Origin of the sequence: Burkholderia sp. LK4, assembly GCF_001043615.1 — a bacterium.
In the GTDB taxonomy this organism is placed as follows: Bacteria; Pseudomonadota; Gammaproteobacteria; order Burkholderiales; family Burkholderiaceae; genus Burkholderia; species Burkholderia cepacia.
In genome coordinates, this window is the sequence record NZ_LDUL01000047.1 from 83771 (window position 1) to 105861 (window position 22091).

Annotated in this window: 21 protein-coding genes; 3 read left to right on the forward strand and 18 right to left on the reverse strand. The window is 66.7% G+C overall.

All coding sequences use genetic code 11. The annotated features are described in order from the left end of the window. Positions 1-23 precede the first annotated feature (23 nt). The 3 genes from VK92_RS23910 (at position 24) to VK92_RS23920 (ending at position 3336) form a co-directional block, all read left to right on the forward strand. A complete protein-coding gene (locus VK92_RS23910; RefSeq protein ID WP_048027195.1) occupies positions 24-623 on the forward strand; it encodes a phosphatase PAP2 family protein in 600 nt (199 codons plus the stop codon). 311 nt (positions 624-934) lie between these two features. Further along, complete coding sequence (locus VK92_RS23915; RefSeq protein ID WP_042973881.1) at positions 935-2128, forward strand: hypothetical protein; 1194 nt, start codon at positions 935-937, stop codon at positions 2126-2128. Positions 2129-2208: 80 nt separating this feature from the next. Then, complete coding sequence (locus VK92_RS23920; RefSeq protein WP_048027197.1) at positions 2209-3336, forward strand: sialidase family protein; 1128 nt, start codon at positions 2209-2211, stop codon at positions 3334-3336. A 61-nt stretch (positions 3337-3397) separates the two neighbouring features. Here VK92_RS23920 and VK92_RS23925 read toward each other — a convergent pair whose 3' ends face one another. From VK92_RS23925 to VK92_RS24000, 18 genes are all read right to left on the reverse strand, one after another. Further along, positions 3398-4333 carry a KpsF/GutQ family sugar-phosphate isomerase gene (locus tag VK92_RS23925; protein ID WP_042973858.1) on the reverse strand — a complete coding sequence of 312 codons (936 nt, stop codon included), beginning with the start codon at positions 4331-4333 and terminating at the stop codon, positions 3398-3400. Further along, on the reverse strand, positions 4311-5126 hold the full coding sequence (kdsB, locus tag VK92_RS23930) for a 3-deoxy-manno-octulosonate cytidylyltransferase (RefSeq protein ID WP_048027198.1): 816 nt from the start codon (positions 5124-5126) through the stop codon (positions 4311-4313). The genes VK92_RS23925 and kdsB overlap by 23 nt, the downstream gene beginning before the upstream one ends. Continuing rightward, positions 5110-5661, reverse strand: coding sequence for a KdsC family phosphatase (locus tag VK92_RS23935; protein ID WP_048027199.1), 552 nt, complete (start codon positions 5659-5661; stop codon positions 5110-5112). The genes kdsB and VK92_RS23935 overlap by 17 nt, the downstream gene beginning before the upstream one ends. Beyond that, the gene (kdsA, locus tag VK92_RS23940; protein ID WP_048027200.1) at positions 5658-6503 is read right to left on the reverse strand and encodes a 3-deoxy-8-phosphooctulonate synthase; all 846 of its coding nucleotides are present in this window, start codon (positions 6501-6503) and stop codon (positions 5658-5660) included. The genes VK92_RS23935 and kdsA overlap by 4 nt, the downstream gene beginning before the upstream one ends. Before the next feature lie 93 nt (positions 6504-6596). Next, a complete protein-coding gene (locus tag VK92_RS23945; RefSeq protein ID WP_048027713.1) occupies positions 6597-7679 on the reverse strand; it encodes a glycosyltransferase in 1083 nt (360 codons plus the stop codon). Between the two features lie 54 nt (positions 7680-7733). Next, complete coding sequence (locus VK92_RS23950; RefSeq protein ID WP_048027202.1) at positions 7734-8708, reverse strand: glycosyltransferase; 975 nt, start codon at positions 8706-8708, stop codon at positions 7734-7736. Continuing rightward, positions 8705-9235, reverse strand: coding sequence for a serine O-acetyltransferase (locus tag VK92_RS23955; protein ID WP_048027204.1), 531 nt, complete (start codon positions 9233-9235; stop codon positions 8705-8707). The genes VK92_RS23950 and VK92_RS23955 overlap by 4 nt, the downstream gene beginning before the upstream one ends. 1 nt (position 9236) lies before the next feature. Next, the gene (locus tag VK92_RS23960) at positions 9237-10436 is read right to left on the reverse strand and encodes a capsular polysaccharide export protein, LipB/KpsS family (RefSeq protein WP_048027205.1); all 1200 of its coding nucleotides are present in this window, start codon (positions 10434-10436) and stop codon (positions 9237-9239) included. A 28-nt stretch (positions 10437-10464) separates the two neighbouring features. Next, entirely contained in the window at positions 10465-11697 is a 1233-nt protein-coding gene (locus VK92_RS23965; protein WP_048027207.1) for a lipopolysaccharide biosynthesis protein, read from the reverse strand. A 63-nt stretch (positions 11698-11760) separates the two neighbouring features. Beyond that, the gene (locus tag VK92_RS23970) at positions 11761-13998 is read right to left on the reverse strand and encodes a polysaccharide biosynthesis tyrosine autokinase (RefSeq protein ID WP_048027208.1); all 2238 of its coding nucleotides are present in this window, start codon (positions 13996-13998) and stop codon (positions 11761-11763) included. A gap of 54 nt (positions 13999-14052) precedes the next feature. Next, positions 14053-14487, reverse strand: a complete 435-nt coding sequence (locus VK92_RS23975) for a low molecular weight protein-tyrosine-phosphatase (RefSeq protein ID WP_042973863.1) — start codon at positions 14485-14487, stop codon at positions 14053-14055. Beyond that, a complete protein-coding gene (locus VK92_RS23980) occupies positions 14484-15659 on the reverse strand; it encodes a polysaccharide biosynthesis/export family protein (protein ID WP_048027211.1) in 1176 nt (391 codons plus the stop codon). Before VK92_RS23980 ends, VK92_RS23975 begins: the two co-directional genes overlap by 4 nt. 189 nt (positions 15660-15848) lie before the next feature. After that, entirely contained in the window at positions 15849-16925 is a 1077-nt protein-coding gene (locus VK92_RS23985; protein ID WP_048027212.1) for a sugar transferase, read from the reverse strand. Between the two features lie 87 nt (positions 16926-17012). Continuing rightward, positions 17013-17183, reverse strand: a complete 171-nt coding sequence (locus VK92_RS41995) for a hypothetical protein (RefSeq protein WP_021158107.1) — start codon at positions 17181-17183, stop codon at positions 17013-17015. Between the two features lie 566 nt (positions 17184-17749). After that, positions 17750-18835 carry a GlxA family transcriptional regulator gene (locus VK92_RS23990; protein ID WP_375141172.1) on the reverse strand — a complete coding sequence of 362 codons (1086 nt, stop codon included), beginning with the start codon at positions 18833-18835 and terminating at the stop codon, positions 17750-17752. A gap of 697 nt (positions 18836-19532) precedes the next feature. Further along, positions 19533-19805, reverse strand: a complete 273-nt coding sequence (locus VK92_RS42000; protein WP_131723222.1) for a hypothetical protein — start codon at positions 19803-19805, stop codon at positions 19533-19535. A gap of 312 nt (positions 19806-20117) precedes the next feature. Continuing rightward, complete coding sequence (locus VK92_RS23995; RefSeq protein ID WP_048027214.1) at positions 20118-21032, reverse strand: ABC transporter ATP-binding protein; 915 nt, start codon at positions 21030-21032, stop codon at positions 20118-20120. Positions 21033-21077: 45 nt separating this feature from the next. After that, positions 21078-22052: an ABC transporter permease gene (locus VK92_RS24000; RefSeq protein WP_048027216.1), complete on the reverse strand. Its 975-nt coding sequence runs from the start codon at positions 22050-22052 to the stop codon at positions 21078-21080. Positions 22053-22091 lie beyond the last annotated feature (39 nt).

Sequence of the window (22091 nt, forward strand, 5' to 3'; positions counted from 1 at the left end):
GGGCATCGATCGCGAACCCGGTCATGTGGACCGCCGTCAGCGATCTCGGCGACGCGGCGATGACGCTGCCGCTGGCCGTCGTGTGCATCGCCTGGCTCACACGCTCGACGGCTGGACGGCGTCACGCGGCATCGTGGGCGCTGATGCTCGCGGCCGGCATGGCGCTCGTCGGCGCGACCAAGATGCTGTACGCCGGCTGCGGAATCCAGATCCGCCCGATACATTTCCGCGTGATCAGCGGGCACACGATGCTCGCGTCGGCAGTCTGGCCGATGGTGTGCGTGCTGGCGCTGAGCGGCGGCGCGCAACCGCGGGCGAGTTCGTCGCGATCGCTGCCGCTCGGGGTCGGTCTCGCGCTCGGCGCGCTGATCGGCGCCGCGCGCGTGTTCGACGACGCGCACACGCCGTCGGAAGTCGTCGCCGGCTGGCTCGTCGGCTCGGCGGTCGCGCTGGCGTTCATGTGGCGGCACGGCACGCCGCGCGTCGACGCACGCTACCGCGCGCTCGTCGCCGGCTCGCTGCTGGCCGTGTCGGCCGCCGCCTATGGGCGCCACGCGCCGATTCAGGCGGCGATCGAGCTGTATTCGCCGTTCTTGTGCGGGCGATTCGCGTTTCAGCCCTGAAAGCTGCGCCCGGACGGCGCCGTGTGAACGCCCGTCGTCCGCCTCCGGCACGTGCCCCGCTCGGCCGACCCCGCCGGGAACGGACAGAATGTCGCCCGGATCCGACATCCCGGCTCGCCTGGCCGTCCCGTCGTCTATCCTCGGTCGCCGAAGCGCTTCGTCCCGGACGACGGACGCGCATTCCGCGTGCGACGCGGCACGCAAGCCTGCCCTCCCGGCAGGCATCTTGCCGCGCGTTGCACGACATCTCGCCGCGCGGCGCCGGCACGGCCGGCACGCAGCGGATCCGGAGCCTCCGATCGGGCACACGCATGTCGACCTTGCTCTTTTCAGCCAGCGTACTGTTCTTCTCGCTCAACGCGTTCAGCGTGCGGGCGACCTTCGCCGCGTATGTGCTGCTCTGCGCGCTCGCCTTCCTGCGCGCGCCGACGCTGATGAACCGGCAGCGCCACCTGTTTCCCGTTTGCACGTACTGGCTGATCAGCACCAGCCTCGCGTTCATCCTGTCCGCGTTCGGCGATTTCTACGTGAACTTCTTCATCAAGTTCGTGCTGATCCAGACGTACATCGCGCTGAGCTACTGGATGTTTGCCGGCGGCGTACTCACGCGGGCATCGCTCGACACCGCGTGCAAGACGCTGATCTACGTGCACGCCGCATTCTTCACGTTCCAGCTCGTCTTCTACCTCGGAACCGGCACCTTCATCGACTTCGACAGCTATGTGCGCGAAGCCGACTCCGAAGCGCTCTACGCGACCAAGGCGCTGTCCGACAGCCTGATTTCGATCCGCGCGCTGGGCCTGTATTCCGAACCGTCGTTCTATGCGATGACGGTCGTCCCGAGCGCGGTGATCCTGCTGTTGTCGAAGCGGCGCATCACGCTCGCGCCGGTCGTCGGATTCGCCACCGCGCTGCTCAGCTTCTCGGTCGCGTCGATGGCCGTCTGCGCGGCGCTGTGCGGGCTGCACGTGCTCACCGGGCGCGGGCGGCTGCGAACCCGGATCGCCGTCGTCGTCGTCGCGCTCGCATGCGTGCCCTGGCTCTACAGCGTGTACGACCAGCGGGTGAACCAGTCGGTCGACTACGATGCGGTCGGCAGCCGGACGCTCGTGCTGACCGAGCTGACCGAGCGCGACGTCGTCGCGGGCGTGTTCGGCGGCGGCCTGTTCTGGGACGAGCGCAACAACGTCGGGAAAACGCATCTGCGCGGCTACCAGGTGCGGGACAGCTCGTTCTACGTCTACCTCGTGTTCGCCGCGGGCATCGCCGGTTCCGTCGTGTTCCTCGGTACGCTCGTCATGCTGTTTCGCCGCAAGGGCCGGCGCAAGTATCTGCTCTATCTGCTGCCTATCCTGCTGTTCAAGTATCACGTGCTCTATGGCATGCTCTGGCTCACCATCCTGCTGTTCGTCGTGCTGGCCGACCAGGACGCGCCGTACCGGCGCACGGTTGCCCGTCCCATCCCGAACGCGTCCGGCGGCAAGCCGCTCGCGCACCTGACATGAACTCACTTCGACCTGCTTCGACGTTCCACGCGCTGAAACGGTCGCTGATCGCCGCGCTGTGCGTGGGCTGCGTGGGCTGCATGGCGACGGCGGCGCACGCGCAAGCCGTGCCCGCGCCGCCCGGCGAGGTGATCGCGCACAGCCGGGCCGCCACGCGCGTGTATCTCGGCTCGCCGTCGCTGGCCGTGCTGCCGAACGGCGACTACGTCGCGAGCTTCGATACGTTCGGCGCCGCGTCGGCGCAGAACGAGGTGTCCGTGTTCACGTCGCACGACAAGGGCACGACCTGGTCGAAGCTCGGCGACGTGCCGGATCAGTACTGGTCGTCGCTGTTCGTGCTGAACGGTGCGCTGTACCTGATGGGCACCAACCGCTCGATGGGCACGCCGACGATTCGCCGCTCCGACGACGGCGGCGAAACCTGGACCACGCCGGTCGACGCGTCCACCGGGTTGCTGCCGTATGCGGGGCGCTACATCACCGGGCCGGTGCCGGTGCTCGTCGATCGCGGACGCGTGTGGCGCGCGTATGAAAGCGTCGAGGACGGCGACCTGCGCGCGCTGGTCCTGTCCGCGCCGGTCGATCGCGACCTGCTCGACGCGCGCAACTGGCGCGTGTCCGCGCACCTGCCGTCGGACAAGCGCTGGCTCGACGGCAAGTTCCAGTCATGGGAAGAAGGCAACGTGGTCGGCCGGCAAGGCGCCGCGCCCGCCGTCGTGCTGCGCGTAAACACCGCGAACGGCCCGGAGAAGGCCGCGCTGGTGGCGACGGGCAACGACGGCCGCACGCTGTCGTTCGACCCTGCACGCGATTTCGTCGACCTGCCCGGCGCCGGCAAGAAATTCACGATCCGCTTCGATCCGCAGTCGAAGCAATACTGGACGATCACGAACGCGGTGCCGAAGCGCGCCGGGCGGATGAACCTCGAACGTATGCGCAACACGCTGGTGCTGCTGTCGTCGCCCGATCTGCGGCAGTGGACCGCGCGGCGCGTCGTGTTGCAGCACGCCGACACGAAACGGCACGGTTTCCAGTACGTCGACTGGCAATTCGACGGCAGCGACCTCGTCGCGGTGCTGCGTGTCGCGTTCGACGACCCGGAAGGCGGCGCGGCAAGCCAGCACGACTCGAATTTCATCACGTTCCTGCGCGTGCGCCGGTTCCGCCAGGACGCGGCATCCGGCGCGCTGACGCAAAGCCTGCAATAGCGCGCCGGTGTGCCGGCACGCTTCCCGCGCGTCACCCGACGCCGCGGGAGCCGCCCGTTCGCTATTTCTTGAACACGCCGACGACGTCGCCGCCGTCGACCACCAGCAACGCGCCGATCCGCTGCTGCTGCATCAGCAGCAACGCATCCTCGACCCGCGTGCCGGGCCGCACCGTCGACGGCTCGATCGACATCATGTCGGCGGCCGTGCGCCGCAGTACGCCGTCGCCATGCCGCTCGATCGCGCGGCGGATGTCGCCGTCGGTCACGATGCCCCAGCCGGCGGCGCGCCTCACGATCGCGAGCCCGAGCCGCCCTCGCGTCATCGCATCCAGCACGTCGAGCGTCGACATGTCCTCCGTGACGAACGGCAGGTTGCCGCGCGCCATTTCATCGTCGACCGTCGACAGCAGCCGGCGGCCGAGCGAGCCGCCCGGATGGAAGCGCGCGAAGTGTTCCGGCTGGAAGCCGCGCGCCCGCATCAGCGTGACCGCCAGCGCATCGCCCATCGCGAGCGTTGCCGTCGTCGACGCGGTCGGTGCGAGCTGCAGCGGGCACGCCTCGCGCTCGACACCGATGTCCAGATGAACCCGCGCGGCGCTCGCGAGCGTCGACGCCGGGTTGCCGGTCAGCGCGATCAGGTCGTTGCCGTTGCCGCGCAGGAACGGGATCAGCTTGATCACTTCATCCGTTTCGCCGGAATTCGAAATCGCGAGAAACGTGTCGGCCGGCGTCACCATGCCGAGGTCGCCGTGATAGGCCTCGCCCGGATGCATGAAGAAAGCCGGCGTGCCCGTGCTCGACAGCGTCGCGGCGATCTTCCGGCCGACGATGCCGGACTTGCCCATCCCGCAGACGACGACGCGGCCGCTCGACGCGAGGACGATCTCGACCGCCTGCTCGAAATTCGCGTCGAGCCGCGCGGCCACGCCGGCCAATGCCCGCGACTCGATCTCGAAGACCTGCCGGGCGGATTCAATATGGTTCTGTCGCATCATGGGTTTGCCGTTTGAGAAGGGAGACGACACGGGCGACGTCGTCGGGCGTATCGATGCCGGCGGGCGGCGCGTCGGGCCAGCGCATCACGTCGATCGGCATGCCGAGCCACAGCGCGCGCAACTGCTCGAGCTTTTCCAGTTGCTCGAGTTCGCACGGTGCCGCGCTCGCCAGCGCCTGCAACGTCGCATTCGCGTAACCGTACAGGCCGATGTGACGCAGGAACACGCCGCCGATCGAGCCGTTCGCACCTTCCGCCTCCGCCGGCCGCCCGTCGCGGCAGAACGGGATCGCCGCGCGCGAGAAGTACAGCGCGCGGCTGCGGTGATCGACGACGAGCTTGACGATCGCCGGCTCGTCGAGCAGCGCGACTTCCCCCACCGGGCAAGCAACCGTCGCGACACCAAGATCCGGCGCCGCGCCGCAGAACCCGGCGAACGCCTTCAGCAGTGCCGTCGGCACGAGCGGTTCGTCGCCCTGCACGTTGATTACCGCATCGGTGCCGGGCCAGCCCAACACCCGCGCGACTTCCGCCGAACGGTCGGTGCCGGACGCATGACCGGCATCGGTCATCGCGAACCGGATGCCGCGTGCATCGAGCACGTCGGCAATGCGTGCGTCGTCGATCGCGACGACGATGTCGGTATCGGGCAGCGCGCGGCGCACGCGCGCATGCACGCGGACGATCATCGGCTCGCCGTCCAGATCGACGAGCGGCTTGCCCGGCAGCCGCGCCGACCCGTACCGCGCCGGAATCACGACGCGCACCGTCCGCCCGTTATTGAACGACGTCATGACCGCTCCATTGTTCGAGCAACGGCCGGTACACGTCGTCGAGCGACAACCCGGCATCCATCAGCAGATGCTCGGCCACTTCGCGCGCGACGCCGCGGCCGCCGGCCGTGCACGCGACATGGTCGACGCGCGCGCGGACGAGCCGATGCGCATCGGCCGGCGCATACGACACGCCGACGCGCTCGATGACCGCGAGATCGTTCACGTCGTCGCCGACATACGCGACCTCGTGATCGTCGACCCGTTGCCGCGCCTTGATGTCCGCATAACCTGCGCCCTTGTCGTCGCAGCCGCTCACGAGCACGTCGACACCGAGCTGCGCCGCGCGCCACGTCAATGCGCCGCTGTGCTTGCCCGACAGGATGCCGGTGCGGATGCCGTGCGCGCGCAGCAGCGCGACCGCGACGCCGTCGTGCGCGTGAAAGCTCTTCATGAACTCGCCTTCGTGCGTCACGTGCAGCAGGCCGTCGGTCAGCACGCCGTCGACGTCGAACAGCACCAGCCGCACGGGCCCGCGATACGTCGCGCCGCTCACCGGATATCGAGCGGCGGCAGCCGCTTGACCAGGTCGTCCACCGCCTTCACCTGCTGCAGGAACGGGGCGAGCAGCGCGAGCGGCAGCGCGCTCGGGCCGTCGCAGCGCGCGCGGTCGGGGTCGGGATGCGCTTCGAGGAACAGCCCGGCCAGCCCGACCGCCATCCCGGCGCGCGCGAGGTCGAGCACCTGGCGCCGCCGTCCGCCCGACGCCGCGCCGCCCGGATCGCGCATCTGCAGACTGTGCGTGACGTCGAAGATCACCGGGCAGTCGCCCGTCGTGTCACGCATCTGGCGGAAGCCGAGCATGTCGACGACGAGATTGTCATAACCGAACGACGAGCCGCGCTCGCACAGGATCACGCGGTCGTTGCCGGCTTCGCGGCACTTCGACACGACGTGCTCGATCTGCGTCGGGCTCATGAACTGCGGCTTCTTGATGTTGACCGCGTTGCCGGTCCGCGCGATCGCGACCACGAGGTCGGTCTGTCGCGCGAGGAACGCCGGCACCTGCAGCACGTCGACGACCTTCGACGCCGGCTCGGCCTGCCACGTTTCATGCACGTCGGTGATCACGGGCACGCCGAACCGGCGCTTGACCTCGTCGAATATCCGCAGCCCCTCGTCGAATCCGACGCCGCGATACGAGTGGATCGACGAGCGGTTGGCCTTGTCGAAGGACGCCTTGAACACCAGCGGAATGCCGAGACGGCGCGTGACCTCGACGAACGTGCCGCAGACGTCGAGCGTGAAGTCGAGGCTTTCGAGCACGTTGAGGCCGCCGAACAGGACGAACGGCAGGTCGTTGCCGACAGTGACGTCAGGGTTGAGGGTTACATTCATACAGTTCTCCACGAAATTGGGGCGGTGTCGGGCGCGTTGCGCCGCGGCGAATGCCGCGCGATCGCGCCGGTCGGGCGCAGCCGGATGCGGGTGTCAGCGCGCCACCCACGCAGCATAGAGCGGCACGAGCTCGGCCAACAAGCGCGCCTCGCCGAAGCGATGCCGCGCCTCGCGGCTCGCCTGCCGGGCCAGGTCCCGGCGCAGCGCGCCGTCGACGGCGAGGCGCTCGAGCCACGCGACCGCGTCGGCCGCCGTCGCGTAGATCACGCCGGTCTGCAGATGGCGCACGACATCCACGTTGCCGGCGCACCCGGACACGACAACCGGCCGCCCCGCCAGCATCGCCTCGATGACCGACACCGGCATGCCTTCCCACGACGACGTCGACAGATACACGTCCGTGCCGGCGAGCCGCCGCGCGACCTCGTCGTGCGGCAGCCATCCGGTCACCTCGACGCCTGCCTCGGCCAGCCGCGCCTTCGATGCGTCGTCGCCGTCGCCGATCCAGACGAAGCGCACGCCGCGCGCACGCAGGCCGTGCGCGATCTGCGCGAACAGCGCCGGATTCTTTTGCGCACGAATGCCGCCGACGGTCACCACGCGCAGGGGGCCGTCCGCCGGCCGCCCTTCATCGCCCGCCCGTGCCGACGACGGCGTATCGACTACCGCATTCTCGACCACCACCACCGGCTGGCGCAGCCATGCGCGAATCGCGCGGCCCTCGCTTTCCGAGCACGCGACGTACAGGCATTTCCGCACGCACGCGATCCATTCGAGCCCGACGAACGCCAGCCGCTTCACGCCGGAGATATCGCGGCGCATGAACGAGATGCAGTGCGGGCTGTAGAAGAACGCTGCCTTCGGCAGCGCGAACAGCGTCGACAGCCGCCCGAGAAAGCCCGCGAACGACGAGTGCAGATGCACGACGTCCGGGCCGATCTCGTTGAGTGTCGCGCGGAGCCGGCCGACGGTCCGCAGCAGGCCCACACCTTTCATCTGGACGTGGCGCAGCGACACCCGCGAGTCGAACATCGCGGCAATGGCGGGCGGCGTGTCCGGCCGCACCGAGTAGACGACATGCACGTCGTGGCCGTCGCGTGCCAGGCGATTCGCGATCAGGCACACCATCGACAACGTGCCCGTGGCGCTGGATTCGACCATGTGGACGATCTTCATCGGAATCCGTTCCATGAGGGATGAGCCGTCGCGCACCGACGGCGAATGACGTCGTCACGCATCCGGACGACGCCCCGCGGCCGCATCGATGAACGCGAGCACGCCCGACCGCTCGATCACGCGCCCCCATTCGAGCGACTGCATCGCCGCCGGGTCGGGACGGGTCGCGCGGATCCGCGACAGCGGAAACAGTTCGTCGAAGATCGCCGCACCGGTGACGTGGCACTGGATGCCGAGTTCGTGCGCGGTGCGCACGTTCGACGGCGCATCGTTGCAGATGATCTTCTTGCCGAGCGACGCGTATTCGAGCAGCTTCGTCGGCGTCTGGAAACAATGCGGCCGGTGATACGGAAAGAAGCACACCGCGTATTCGCTGTCGCGGACGATCCGCAGCGCGTCCGGCTGCGGCACGCGGCCGACGAAGCGGATGCCCGGCGTATCGACGAACTCGGCGTGGATTTCGGGCTCCGGCTGGCCGACCAGCACGAGCGTGTCCGACTCGTCGCGCCGCGCGTCGCGATAGGCGGCCAGCACCTTGTGAAAACCGCGCTCGCGGCTCATTTCACCGATATAGCAGAACCTGCCGGACACAATCGGCGCGGCATCGGCGCCGCCGGGCACGACACGGTCGCTGCCCGCATCGGCCCGATCGAAGATCCAGTCCGGCACGCCCATCGGCAACAGCAGCGCGCGCACGCCGTCGCGAAACGCCATCGCGTCGCGCATCTGCTCGTTCTGGAAGATCCGCAAGTCGGGCCGCACGTTCAGCATGCGCTTCACGCCGTCCTTGACGGCCGCGAGCCGGCCGACCGACAGCGACCGGTAGTCGTGAATCACGAACCGCGCGGGCGGCAGCGCGCGATAGAAACCCATGATGCACCACAGGATGCAGACGTCCCGAGCGGGAAAACGCGCGTACGCATCGAGATCGCCGTCGAACACCTCGAACCCGTGCGTGCCCAGGCGGCTGCGGTAAGCGGCGATCTCGGGATAGTTCGCCTTGCCGGGATGCAGAATGAACACTTTCATGTGGGTTCCTGTTCGTTGTCGAGAATGCGCGCGGGAACGCCGACGGCCACGCAGCGGTCCGGCACGTCACGCAACACCACCGCGCCCGCGCCGATCCGCACGCCGTCGCCGACCCGCACCGCGCCGAGCACGACGCTGTGCACGCCGAACTCCACGTGGTCGCCGATCGTCGGCACGCCGCCGAGCGTGCCGTCCTTCCGGATCGTGTTGCCGATCGTCACGCCGTGCCGCAGCGTGCAGTAGTCGCCGATCACCGCGTAGCCGTTGATCACGAGGCCGGTGCCGTGATAGAGCGCGAGCCCCTTGCCGATCCTCGTCTTCACCGGAATCTCGATGCCCATCAGCCAGTCGCACAGCACGATGTAGAGCAGGATCAACGGCGCGCCGGCCAGCAGCGTGAACCGGCTCCGGCACGCGAGGTAATGCACGACGCGGTAGAAGACCACCACGCTGCGCGTCTTCACGAACGCATTGCGGCGGCAGTCTTCGGCGATCGCCTCGGCGGTCTGTCGCAACGTGACGCCCATGTCAGTGCTGCGTCGCGAACACGCGCCGGGCCGCATCGGCGGGAATGCGCGCGGCGCCGAAGTAGTCGATACCGTCGACCAGGAACGAATGGATGTACTTCAGCAGCCGCTCGCGATCGAACTCCTTGTAGAAGCAACGGCCGAGCGACACCACGCGCTTGCCGTACAGCATCGCCTCGAGCCCGACCGTCGAATTGATCGTGACGACCGCATATGCGTGCCGCAGCAGGTCGGTGGTCGGCGACGTGACGATTTCGAAGTGATACGTCTCCTGCAGGCGCACGATCGCTTCGATCTCGGCCGCATCGGTCTCGGCCGGATGCAGCTTCACGAACAGGTCGGCGCTCTCGTTCGCCGCGAACTCGAACGCATGGCGGATCGCCTCGAGATTGTCGACGTCCGAGTGCAACTTGATCTGCGTGTCGCCGGACACCTGCAGCGGCAGGAACACATAGCGGTTCGCCGCCAGCGTGTCGACCGGCATGTACGTGGCCTGGCGCGGCGCCGGCATCCCGTTGCGCGCCCGCACGCTCGCCAGGCGCCGGCGGCCGACACCGCGGCTGAGCACCTTCAGCACGTAGTTGGCCGCCGACATGGCCTTGCGCGCGAACGACGTCCGCGCCTGCGGCAGCGGCATCTGCTTGTAGCGCTCGTAGGCCGACAGCCAGCGCGCATGCGTGTGCTCGTCGGGCAGCGGCAGCCGATCGATGGCCTCGGGGTTGCGGCTGATCGTCGACAGCGCATTGACACCCAGCGAATCGACGAACAGCTTGCCCGGCAGGTTCGAAATCTCGATGAAGCGGGTCGCGACGCCGTACACCGTGCATGCCTGCCGCACCGCGCGGCACACCAGTTGCTGCCCGTTCCACATCACGCACTGCTCGACCCGCAGGCCGCGCAGCACCTCCGATGCGATATGGAAGATCGCCGCCGACTCGCGCTTCGCGCGCGCCTCGGTCATCTGCCCGTTCAGCACCTCGATCGACAGCTGGTATGGCGTGCGGTCGGCCGCCTGCCCGTCGGGCACGTCGATCGGCATCAGCCGGTTCAGGTACACCGAGCGGTAGCCTCCCAGCATCAGGCCGAGATGCGCGACCGGTTCGCTCGTCAGGAACGCGAACTCGTATTCGTGCCGCACCGCGTTCACGAGCCGGGTCGCGAAGGTGTAACGCTCGAGGGAATCGATGACGATCAGGATCATGGTGTGCTCGTTCGTCGTTGCGGAAATCTCACGCCAGCGCGCGGGATCGGGACAGGTTCGTGTCGAGGACCCGGTACGTGAGCGCGATGCCGGCCGCCATCAGCACCGCGCCGGTCAGCGAAAAAACCTGCACGCTCGCCGGGGCCGACAGGTTCATCAGCCTTGCGACGCCCAGCGCACCGGCCAGGCACACGCCGCAGGTCAGCTGAAACAGGAAATCGATGCGCTGCGCGCGCGTCGCGAGAAAGATCTGCGACAGCGGCACGTAGATCAGCTGCAGCGCGAACAACGGCATCAGGCTGTGATAGAACCCGACCGAGCCGCGCCAGCTTGCGCCGAAGAACTGGTTCACGAGCGGCGCGAACAGCAGCAGCCCGCCGGCCATGTACACGACCGCGAGTACAGCGAGCGCGCGGGCGTAAGTCCGGTACACGCGCGGCACCGTCGCGCCCGCATCCGGACGCGCCATCGCACCGATCGCGTCGCGGCGGAATACGCCGCCGACGCTCTGTGCGATCAGCGATACGGGAAAGAAACCGAGCCGGTACGCGGCCGCGAAGTAGCCGGCGCTCTGCGCATCGAACCAGTGCGGAATCGCGATCGACAGCGCGTAGGTCAGCACCGATGCGCACAGCGTCGACGGCAGGATATACAGCGCGAAACGGCGGTTCCTGACGAAGAAAGCGCGCGACAGCCTGAACGCGTACCCGGCGCGATAGCCTGAGTACAGGATCGCCGCGACCATCACGATCGACACCGCCGCGGTCACCCACGCATACAACGCGAACACGTCGACGCGTCCGCACGCGGAACTGGCGAGCGACAGCACGAGGCCCGCGAGGAACAGGCCGTTGACCACCACGCGCGACAGCGCGATCCAGCCGTAGCGCCGGAGGCTGTTCAGGTAGGACCCGGCGGCCAGCTGCACGAACGTCGCCAGCGCATAGACGGCGACGAGACGGAGATCCCCGCGCCCGGCGACGGCGATCACGAAACCGAACACCGCGGTCACGACCAGGCTCAACGCCGTCACGTTGACGAACGCGTTGAACGACTCGCCCGGCGCGTCGTCGACGCACGCGAGTTCGTAGCGGAACGCGAGCAGCGTGCCGACGAAGGTCGCGAGCGCGAGCAGATAGTTGAAATGGCCGAGCGACTCGGGCCCGAAGCGCCGTCCGATCACGAAGATGCAGGCGAACAGCGCGATCTGGCCGACCACGACGCCGGCGAGCGACACGATCGAATCCCGTGGATTGATCATCTCGCCTCCGTGCGCGGTGCGCGGCCGGATACGCGGGTCGGGCCGCCGCCAGCGTGGTGCGCGTCACGCATCCTGCGCCCCGTATTCGTACGCGACGTAGCGGTAACCGCCGTACTTCGACCCGTACCCGTACTGCCCGAGCCGCGGGTTGACCCCGTTGAAGATGACGCCGCTCAGGCGGACGCCGTTCTGCGCGAAGCGCTTCGCGGATTCGGCGATCTCGCCGAGCTTCGTCCTGCCCGCCATCGTGACGAGCAGCGCGGTGCCGGCGACCGCGCCGAGAATGCCGGTATCGGGCACGGCGAGCACCGGCGCCGAGTCGATCACGACGATGTCGTAGCGCGACGACAGATCGTCGACCAGCGCCGCGAGATTGCGGTTCAGCAGCAGTTCCGCGGGGTTCTTCGGCATCGTCCCGGTCGAGATGAAGTCGAGACCGTCGACCACCTCGCGATGAATCACGTCCTCCACGCGCGCGCTGCCGGCGATCAGCTCGGTGAAGCCGCGCCCGCGCGGAAAGCCGAGATAGTCGTGCAGCCGGCCCTTGCGGATGTCGCCGTCGATCAGCAGCACGCGCTTGCCGGCGCTCGCCATCACGACCGCGAGGTTCGACGACAGGAAGGTCTTGCCGACGCCCGGCGCGGGGCCGGCGATCAGCACGATGTTGTTCTTCGCCTCGAGCATCGCGAACTGCAGCGCGGTGCGCAGGCTGCGCAGGCACTCGACGGCCGGCTCGTTCGGGAAGTCGATCGACAGGATCGACTTGTGGCCGCTCTTGCGCGCGGCCTCCTCGGCCAGGTCGCGCTGATGGTCGCTGATCGGCACCGTCGCGTACACCGCGAGGCCGAGGCGGCGCTCGATCTCGTTGTGATCGGAGATGCCATGGAACAGCATCGAGCGGGCGATCGCGGTGCCGCAGCCGGCGAGCAGCCCGAGCAGCAGCGATGCCAGCGCGACGAGCGCCTTCTTCGGCCGCACCGCCACTTCCGGCACCGCCGCGGTGTCGACGAGGCGCACGTTGCCGGTCTTGCCGGCCTGCACGAGCTGCAATTGCTGCATGTTGTTCAGCAACGCCGTGTAGAGGTCGGTGTTGACCCTCACGTCGAGCATCAGCCGCACCGTATCCTGCTGCAGGTCCGGCAGGCGCCGGATCTGTTGTTCGGCCGTATTCCGGTAACCGTTCAGCGCAGCGATCTGCTCGTCGATCACCGCGACGCTCGGATGCCGCTCGGTGAAGCGCGACATCAGTTCCTGACGCTTCTGCTGCAACTCGAGCAGGCGCGTCTTCGCGTCGGCGGTCTGGGCCAGCGCGAGCTTCGCCTCCTCGGTAAGGTCGACCGTGCCGTGCTCGTTGCGCAGCTTCGTCAGGCGCGCTTCGGAATCGGTCAGCTGCTGCTTGAGCTGCGGCAATTGCCCGCTGAGAAACTCGAGCGACTGCGCGGCTTCCGCCGACTTCCGCTCGATGTTCTGCCGCACGTACTGGCGGCCGATCTCGTTCATCGTGTCGCTGACCCATTTCGGATCGGTGTCCTGCAGGCTGGCGACGACGACGTCCGATTGCTTCACGCGCTCCTGCACGTTGAGGCGGTCGCGGATGTCCTCGATCGTCTTCAGACGCGAGTTGCGCACCAGCACGAACGCGGCGCCGGGCTTCGCGGCGATCGACGCGACCAGCAGCGTGACCGGGCCGCGCGGCGAGCTGAAATGCTCGAGCGTACCGACCGTGCCCTCGACCGGCGCATTGAAATCGCCGCCGTCGAGCCGATAGCGCTTGCCGCCGAGGCTCGTCAGCGTGAACGCATCGCCTTCGTTCTTGCGCGGCACGTCGAAGCGCGCCACGTCGATCCGTTCGCGGCCCCATGCGTAGCCGCCGAAGCCGGCCAGGCCGGGGTCGGACAGGCCGTCGGCATGGCGTGAGATCCAGTCGCCGATCAGCGGAAAACGCTTCGGCCCGGCATCGATGAACAGGTTGAGCTTGTCGACCGCGCGTTCGACGACGAGGCGCGACGCGAGGATCTGCTGCTCGGCGGCGGCCGACGACTTCACGTCGAACAGCGCGGATACGTCGCCGAGCAACGACTTGGCGGCCGACGTGTCCGGGCTGTCCTCGACCTGGACCATGATGTTGGCTTCGAACACGGGCTTGCCGAGAATCGCGTAAGCGAGGCCGGCGGCCAGCAGCACGCACGTGACGATCGCGATCAGCCAGCGGCTTTCCAGCAGGATGTCGAGCACCGCGACGAAGTCGGTCTCGCTGCCGTCTTCGGCGGCGTGCTGCGGCGGGGCGGAGGGTTGGGTCATGGCAACGATGGGGAGGCGTATGGGGTTCCAGTGGGGCATCGACCTGTGGCCGCGTCAGACGATACGCAGGCGCTTCGACCACTCGGACACGCCGAGCTCGATCAGTCGCGCACAGCGTTCGAACACGAATCGGGGCTGGCGGTAAGGGTCGTGCACGTCGAAATCCGTGTACTCGCCGAGACGGAACACGCGCCCCCGCACGAACGGGAACTGGTTCTCGAGCGACGTGCGCTGGCGACGGTCCATCACGAGGATCAGGTCGGCATCGGTACACAGCGAGCGGCCGATCTGCTGCGCGCGATGCGTCGACACGTCGAAGCCGCGCATCCGCATGACGTCCTGCGCATACGGCGCGGCCGGCAGGCCGACCAGTGCATTCAGGCCGGCGGACGCGACGCGACGCCCGGGCATCGCGTGACGCAGCATCGCCTCGGCCATCGGGCTGCGGCAGATGTTGCCCTCGCAGACGATCAGGATCGATTCCATCATTTGGTCGCGATCGCCGCGGTCAGGCCGGCGTTGATGGCCGGCAGCAACAGGCTGAGCACGCGGCTGAAGCGGACGAGCCCGTTGCCGTCGACGTACACGACATCCTTCGGCTTCAGCTGGAACTGATTCGCCAGCACCATCGCGACCGGCGAGCGCGCATCGAGGTGATAGACCTGCGGCTGCTCGTCCTGCATTCCGCGCACCACGTAGAGCTGCGCCGCATCGGCCGTGTTCGCGTTCAGGCTGCCGGCCTGCGAGATCGCCTCGCTCAGCGTCAGCCGGCCATTGCGCATCGGCAACGCCGTCACGGGCTTGTTGACCTCGCCCATCACGAACACCCCGCTCTCGTCGCGCGGCAGCACACGCACGAGATCGCCGTTGCGCAGCACGATCTTCGACGGGTTGCGCCCCTGCTCGGCCATCTCCGTCAGGTCGATCCGGCGTTCGACGCCGTCGCGCACCAGCACGATGCGGCTCTGGTCGGCGGATGCCGCAAAGCCGCCGGCCCGCCCGATCGCGTCGTACAGCGTCATCGGGATATCGTTCACGGGCTGCGAGCCCGGCGTATGCACCTCGCCCTCGATATACACCTGCTTCGCGCGGAACGACGCGATGCGCACCGTGACCTGCGGATTCCTGAATGTCCTGTCGAGACGCCGCGTGAGTTGAGTCTGAACCTGCTCGGCCGTCAGCCCGGCCACCGGCAGGCGCCCCGCGAACGGAAACTGCAGCGTGCCGTCCTGGTCGACGACGAAACCCGGCGGCGCATCCGCCGCGCGCGGCGCGGCCTGCGCAGGCGCGCCGAGCGCCGCCGCGAGTTCGGGATGATCCCAGACGGTGATCTGCAGCACGTCGCCGCGCCCGATCGTGTACGCATCCGGCGCCGCGACGATATCGCGCGCTTCGCCGCGCGTACTGCGTTCGGTGTCGCGCATGCGCCGGATCAGCGACAGGTCGATGTTGGTGACCGGCACCGGCAGCGCGGCGCTCTCGGCCGGTGTCGCACCGCCTTGCAGCGGAATCGACGCCGGCTGCTGCATGCGCATGCCCGGCGCGATGCCGCACGCGCCCAGCAACGCACACAGCGGCAGGATCATCACGAGCGAACCGACGCGCATTGGTCGGCGCGGCGCGATCGCGCGCGCCGACTCCATTTGACGCAACCTCTGCATTACAACCTCGCACTCTTTTAATTTGAAATTGCACCGGTCGCCCCGCGTCGTGTCGCGCGCGAGTACAGCACCCCTGTCGAGACCGGACATGCCTGCCGCCACTGCTCACTGCCGAACCCCTCCGCGCCCGCCGCGCCTGCTACCGTCACGCGCCGCCGCGTTTCCTTCGCGACGTGCGCGCGGCAGCGGCTAATACGCACCCGAACCGCGCACCACCACGTTGATCGTCCGGAACAGGATTCCGATGTCGCGGCGCAGCGACCATTCGCGCACGTAGGACACGTCGAGCGACACGCGCGTCGAATAGTCGGTGTCGTTGCGGCCGCTGACCTGCCAGAGTCCGGTCATGCCCGGTTTCGCCATCAGGTAGTAGCGCACGTCGGTGCCGTAGCGTTCGAGTTCGGCCTCGACGATCGGGCGCGGCCCGACCAGGCTCATGTCGCCCTTCAGCACGTTCAGCAGCTGCGGCAGTTCGTCGAGGCTCGTCTTGCGGAGCAGGCGGCCGATCGGCGTGATGCGGACATCGTTCTTCAGCTTGAATTCGCGATCCCATTCCGCGCGGGCGTCGGCATCGCGCTCGAGCAGCGCCTTGAGCACCGCATCGGCGTTCGTCACCATCGAGCGGAATTTCAGGCACTTGAACCGCCGGCCGTTGCGGCCGACGCGCTCGTGCCCGAAGATCGCCGGGCCGCCGTCGCGCCGCACGGTCCACGCGATACCCAGCAATACCGGCGCCAGCAGGAGGAGCAGCAACGACGCGCCGACCAGGTCGAAGCCGCGCTTGACCATGCGCTTCACGCGCCCGGCCGCCCGTTGGCCGATCTCGCGCTGGCCGCGCAGGTCGGCGTGCGCGATGGCCGCCGCACGCACCTGATCGCCGGCACGCTCGATCATTCCGAAGATCGCGAGCGTCAGCGCGCGGAACACGATCAGACCGATCCCGCTGGCAAGCGTCCAGCACACGAACCACTCGCTCGACAGCACGTGCGCACGATGCAGCATGTACAGGAGCGCCGTGCTCATGCCCTGCACGACGATCCACGCGAGCACGGTACGGCCGAGCACGTGGAGCGCCGAACGCGTGCGCGCCGTCTCGTAGATGCCGCAGGCGGGAAATACCGACAAGGCCAGCGCGGCGGCAAACGCGACGAGTGCACCGTCGAACAGCGTCCCGCGCGCGCCGCCGGTGGCACCGATCAATGCGGGAATGAACGCGCCCAGCACGATCAGCCCGATATCGGTCGCTCGATTGATCAACGAATTCATCGGTATGAACTCCTAATTTGTCATTCAGCACCCGTCCGCGTTGCGCACCGGCACTGCACGCCTGTCATTCAATGTCGCCCGAGGCGGTCATTCGGCCATGCCGCGGCACGCTGCAGTGCGCGTGCCGGTCAGCGTGCCCATCCGTTTGCCCGTCGGCATGCCGTCACTTCCGTGTTGCCGCAGTGCATCATATTCACCGCGACTCGCGCTTTTATCGCCTGCGTCCGAATTCGCCTTGTTGATGGCGGATGGAATCAAGGGTGATTCCGTGCCGGATTTATTCGATCTATTTCACGATTTGACGGATAACGTTTCATACGGAATGACGCGCGATTTTTTTATGGATTCTCGAATCCGGATCGCGATGACGACACGCCGTTTCAAGCCAATGCATTGATTCATCTTGCCGGTGTCATCCGGCACGGCAGGTCGCGATTTCATCGCCGAATACCGCACGGAACGTGCGAGCGAGCATCGGCGGATATCGACCGCGCGAATACTGGCTCGAGGAATAAAAAGGCCTGCACAGTGCGCTCACGAAGACACGGCAGGCAAAATTCCGAGGAGTACCGGGGTGCCGCCTCCTCGAAAGTCCAGTCGATAACTTAATCGAGCGGGTACGCATTTCGGGTAGCTGCTGTCGGACGGCGCCACGATTGTGGCCGAATCCACCTTTGTTGCACTGCGATCGACCGATATCCGATTTTTTCGATTCGAATCGAGCGCGCCGTCATTCGATCGAAATCCCGTTTATCCGGATATTCATGACGCTCGGCACGATGAATTCACGTATCGCCTTCGAGTAACGAACGACGCGCGCGTGACTACGATGCGGTGTTGTTCATCCAGCTGCTCAGGTCCGACGCATACAGCATTTCCGCCGAAGCGTCGCCGCCTTTTCGAGCGGCGGCCCGGTATTCGGTCGGTGAAGTCTGCAAGTGCTGGCGAAACAGCTTGGCCATCCGGTCGCCACTGCCAAGGCCGGTTCGTCTCGCGACCTTGTCGGCCGGAAGATCCGTCTCGATCAGCATGCGGCAGGCCTTTTCGAGGCGGATTCTCAGCACGAACTCGGTTGGCGTCACACCGATCTCGTTCTTGAAGCGCCGCAGGAAATTGCGCTCGCTCATCGCGGCGGCCTGCGCCTCGTCCGCGATGGAGATCCGGTTCTCGCTGTTGACGCGCAGGTGATGTGCCGCGCGCCGGATCAAGGTGCTGGCGCGCGCGACGCGTGCGCCGAACAGCACGTCGGTCAGCTTGCGATTCGCACCGGACACCATGCACGCCACGATTTCCTGCGCGATTTCGTAGCCCATGTCGACGCGCACGATCGACAACGCATCCGAGAACGGCCCGTCGTCCTCGTCATCGGAACATTCGACGTCGTCGCGTCCGGCGTGCGAGGCGACGCTGTCGTCGGCCGCCGGCAACACCTTCTCGACCTCCTTTTGTGCCAGGTGAATCTGCGTCAACAGCTTCCGGCCGCCACCGCTGCCCCTGACGACGCGCGCACGCTGATGCGCGTGCCTGAGCCACGCGATCAATTGCTCGTCGAGGGCGTCGATCCCGCCCTCTCCGCTCAGGACGAACATCGCGTGAACCGTGCTTGCCTCGAGCATGCGGGTGGCATCCGTCCAGATCCCCACACCCGACGACGAACGAACCGGGCCGCCATGGATCGAATAAAGCCGCAATTCGTAGTGGTCGGCGAATACGCCGTCGGCTCGACCGAGCTGATTGGCGAGTTCGAAAACCGCCGCCAGCTTGCCCATCTGCATAATCGAAAAACCCTCGAGCAACAGTACGATCACGCTTGCCCGTTGATGCCCGGTTCCGGGGCCTCTACCACGATTCACGCTTAACCCCGCCGACGAATGATTCGATACTGTTTGCATCTTGCGGCCCTTTAACAATTGCTTACATTTCTTGATTTCTGCGCCGCATCATATGCGGCTGTGATTGTTAGCCGATTTATCAATGTCCGTTTCCGCCGTGTTGTTGTCGGAATCAATCAAGCCCGTGATGCGCCCCTATTTATTGACAACGGTCGAATCGGATGTGAATTCATTCGCAAAAATCGATAAAAAATTGACGCAAGTCATCGACAGCAGATATCGATCTGGATATCGGGATACCTCGGCAGTTCTGGCTAATTGCGACGGAATTCGGGCCGCCCGACGCATTAACACATGCCGGCCGGCAGATCAGGATGAGGGGAGATGTTTTGGCGCCAGCGCGTGGACGGCGTGGCCTCCGCTTCGACCACGAGCCGTCCAGTACGGCCCGCATTCGGATCTAGCCATCGTCAACTGACAGAGTCGCAATACACGTCGGCGGCACGTTCAAATCGATGTCGCGCGCACTGGCTCGGGGTGTAATGCAGACGGCAATCGACGTAATTGCGTGAGCGCTGATCGGCAATTGCTGAACGCGCATTGGCGGCGCGGCATGCGATTCGAATTCGCTTCGGTGTCACGCAAACGTTCGCCGCAGAATTATGCATTCGATTTCATTGGAAATTCGTGCAGTATCCCGCGCTTATTCGGCGATCGAATATCGGTGCAGTTACCGAATATTTCGATATGGCTTCATGCAAACGTTTCCTTTCGATCAGCGTCTATCCACTGACGAATGCACGACATTGGTGCGGCAATGTCGCGCCGACGCGATATTCGACATATCGATGTCGCAGGAGAAAGGTAAAGGACGCGGCGTTGCGTCCGGATGGGTTTCGACGGTAACGGTAGCGCACGCGGCGCAATCCAGTACGCATTCGACTGTATCGGCCCGCGGATCGGCATCGGCACGGTCGATGCCCGACTCACGGAAATCGGTCATGCGGCGAACGCCCCCGCCGCCATGTCGCTCGATGCTCGTCGGCAAGCGCGACTCAGGTCATGGCCCCGGTTGACAACCGGGGCCGAAAAGCACGCGTTTGGCGCCCGCGGCCGAATCCGCAAGCGGCGACATGCGCGAGGCCGCGATGGTTCGAGGCCGAGTGCGGGAAAGCGCGTGCCGAACGCCTCAAGGTGCGGCTCGATCAGGATCCTGGCCGTGACGCGGGCGGCCAAGACCAGACGCGCCGGCCCTGGGCCGGCGGCTACGACTACCTACGTGGACGGAGCGCGAACACCGCGCCGCAGGCACGCGCCCGACCGCGCCCGTGCCGATCGCCCGGCCCATCCCCGTCCCGGTCTACTCGACGTTGTCCGACACGTCCGTCATCCGGATCATGTGCGGTTTCACGCCGTCGTCGTCATCGGCAGGCACGGCCTCCTTCGGATGAATCAGCGCTTCGAGCCGCGCCTTCGTCGCGACGAACGCCGGCGAATTGACCTGCGAATAATCGCGCGGCCGTGGCACCGGCACCTCGATCAGCTCCTGCACCGCCCCCGGATTCGCCTTGAGGACGAGAATGCGATCCGCCAGGAAAATCGCCTCGTCGAGATCGTGCGTGATGAACAGGATCGTCACGTCGATATTGCGCCAGATGTCGAGCAGATGCGTCTGCATCCGCGCACGTGTCTGCGCGTCGAGCGCACCGAACGGCTCGTCCATCAGCAGGATGCGCGGGCGGTTCGCCAGCGCACGGGCGATCGCCACGCGCTGCTTCATCCCGCCGGACAACTGGTGCGGATACACGTCGGCGAAACGCGTCAGCCCGACGAGATCGAGCCACTGCAGCGCTTCGCGTTCGGCCTCGCCGCTGCTGCTCCCGTTCATCCGGAGACCGAACATCACGTTCTTCTTCACGGTGAGCCACGGAAACAGCGTATAGCCCTGGAACACCATCCCGCGATCGGCGCCCGGCCCCTGCACGGGCTTGCCGTCCAGCAGCACGTCGCCGCTGGTCTGCGCTTCGAGTCCCGCCAGGATGCGGATCAGCGTCGACTTGCCGCAACCGGACGGGCCGATCACGCACACGAATTCGCGGCGGTGTGTACGGAAGCTGATGTCGTCGAGCGCGACGCACTCGCCCTGCGGCGTCGCGAAGCGCTTGCCGACGTGGCGCACGTCGAGTATCACGTCGCGGGTTTTCAGCCGTGCGAAGCGCTCGCGCACCGCGTCGGACTGCATCAGGTATTCGGGAACGGCTTGCGGATTCTGCATGATGCCCTCTGCGGAAATCGGTTGACGGTTGCGAATCGAAGGGCATCACGCTTTCAGCGTGCGGTCCCACGGAAACAGCTTGCGGCCGAGCACTCCGAGCACGATGTCGGTCCCGAGGCCGATGACCCCGATCATCAGGATCGCCGCATACACGTTGTCGAAATGCTGGTAGCGCGCCTGCTGGCTGATGTACCACGTGATGCCCGAACTGGTGCCGACGAGTTCGGCAACGATCAGGTAAGTCCACGCCCAGCCGAGCAGGATCCGCTGGTCGCGATACAGGTCCGGCAGCACACCGGGAATCACGACGTGGGTGAGCAGCTTGAGCTTCTTCGTGCCGAGCGTCATCGCGGCCTCGAACAGCCCGTATTCGAGCTTGCGTGTCGTGTTCGCGATGATCAGCACCTGCTGGAACAGCGTCCCGATCACGATGATCGCAATCTTCGGTGCGTCGTAGATGCCCAGAATCGCGACCATCAGCGCGCCGAACGCCGGCGCGGGCAGGTAGCGGAAGAACTCCAGGAACGGCTCCTGCAGCCGCGCGAGCGCGCTGAAGGTGCCGCAGACGATGCCGAGCGGCACACCGATCGCGGACGAGATCACGAAGCCCCAGAAAATGATCCGGATGCTGTGCCACAGGCTCTCGTGCAGCCATACGCCGTCGCGGGATGCGGGCGGTGTCGTGAACGCGGTGTAGAACGCGCGCAACACCTGGTGCGGCGCGGGCAGGTAGACCGGATTCGCGCGTACGCCCTCCGGCACGGCCGTATGCATCTCCCGTGCATGCGCGAGCTCGTCGTCGAAGACTTCGCGGTCGATCTGCATGCCGGTCTGGAAATAGTCGACGCTTCCCGGATTCGTGATGCGCATCTGCGGATGCCAGACGAACGGCACATAGCTGATCAGGCACCAGACGGCGAACGGCAGCAGGAAGGACGCCAGGCCGAGCGTCCATCTGCCGCGCGTCGTCAGTTCGCGGCGCACGGCCAGCCATCCGGTCGTGTTGCGGGTCATTGACATGAGGATCTCCGTATCGTTTCGGGTGCCGGTCGCGCAGCG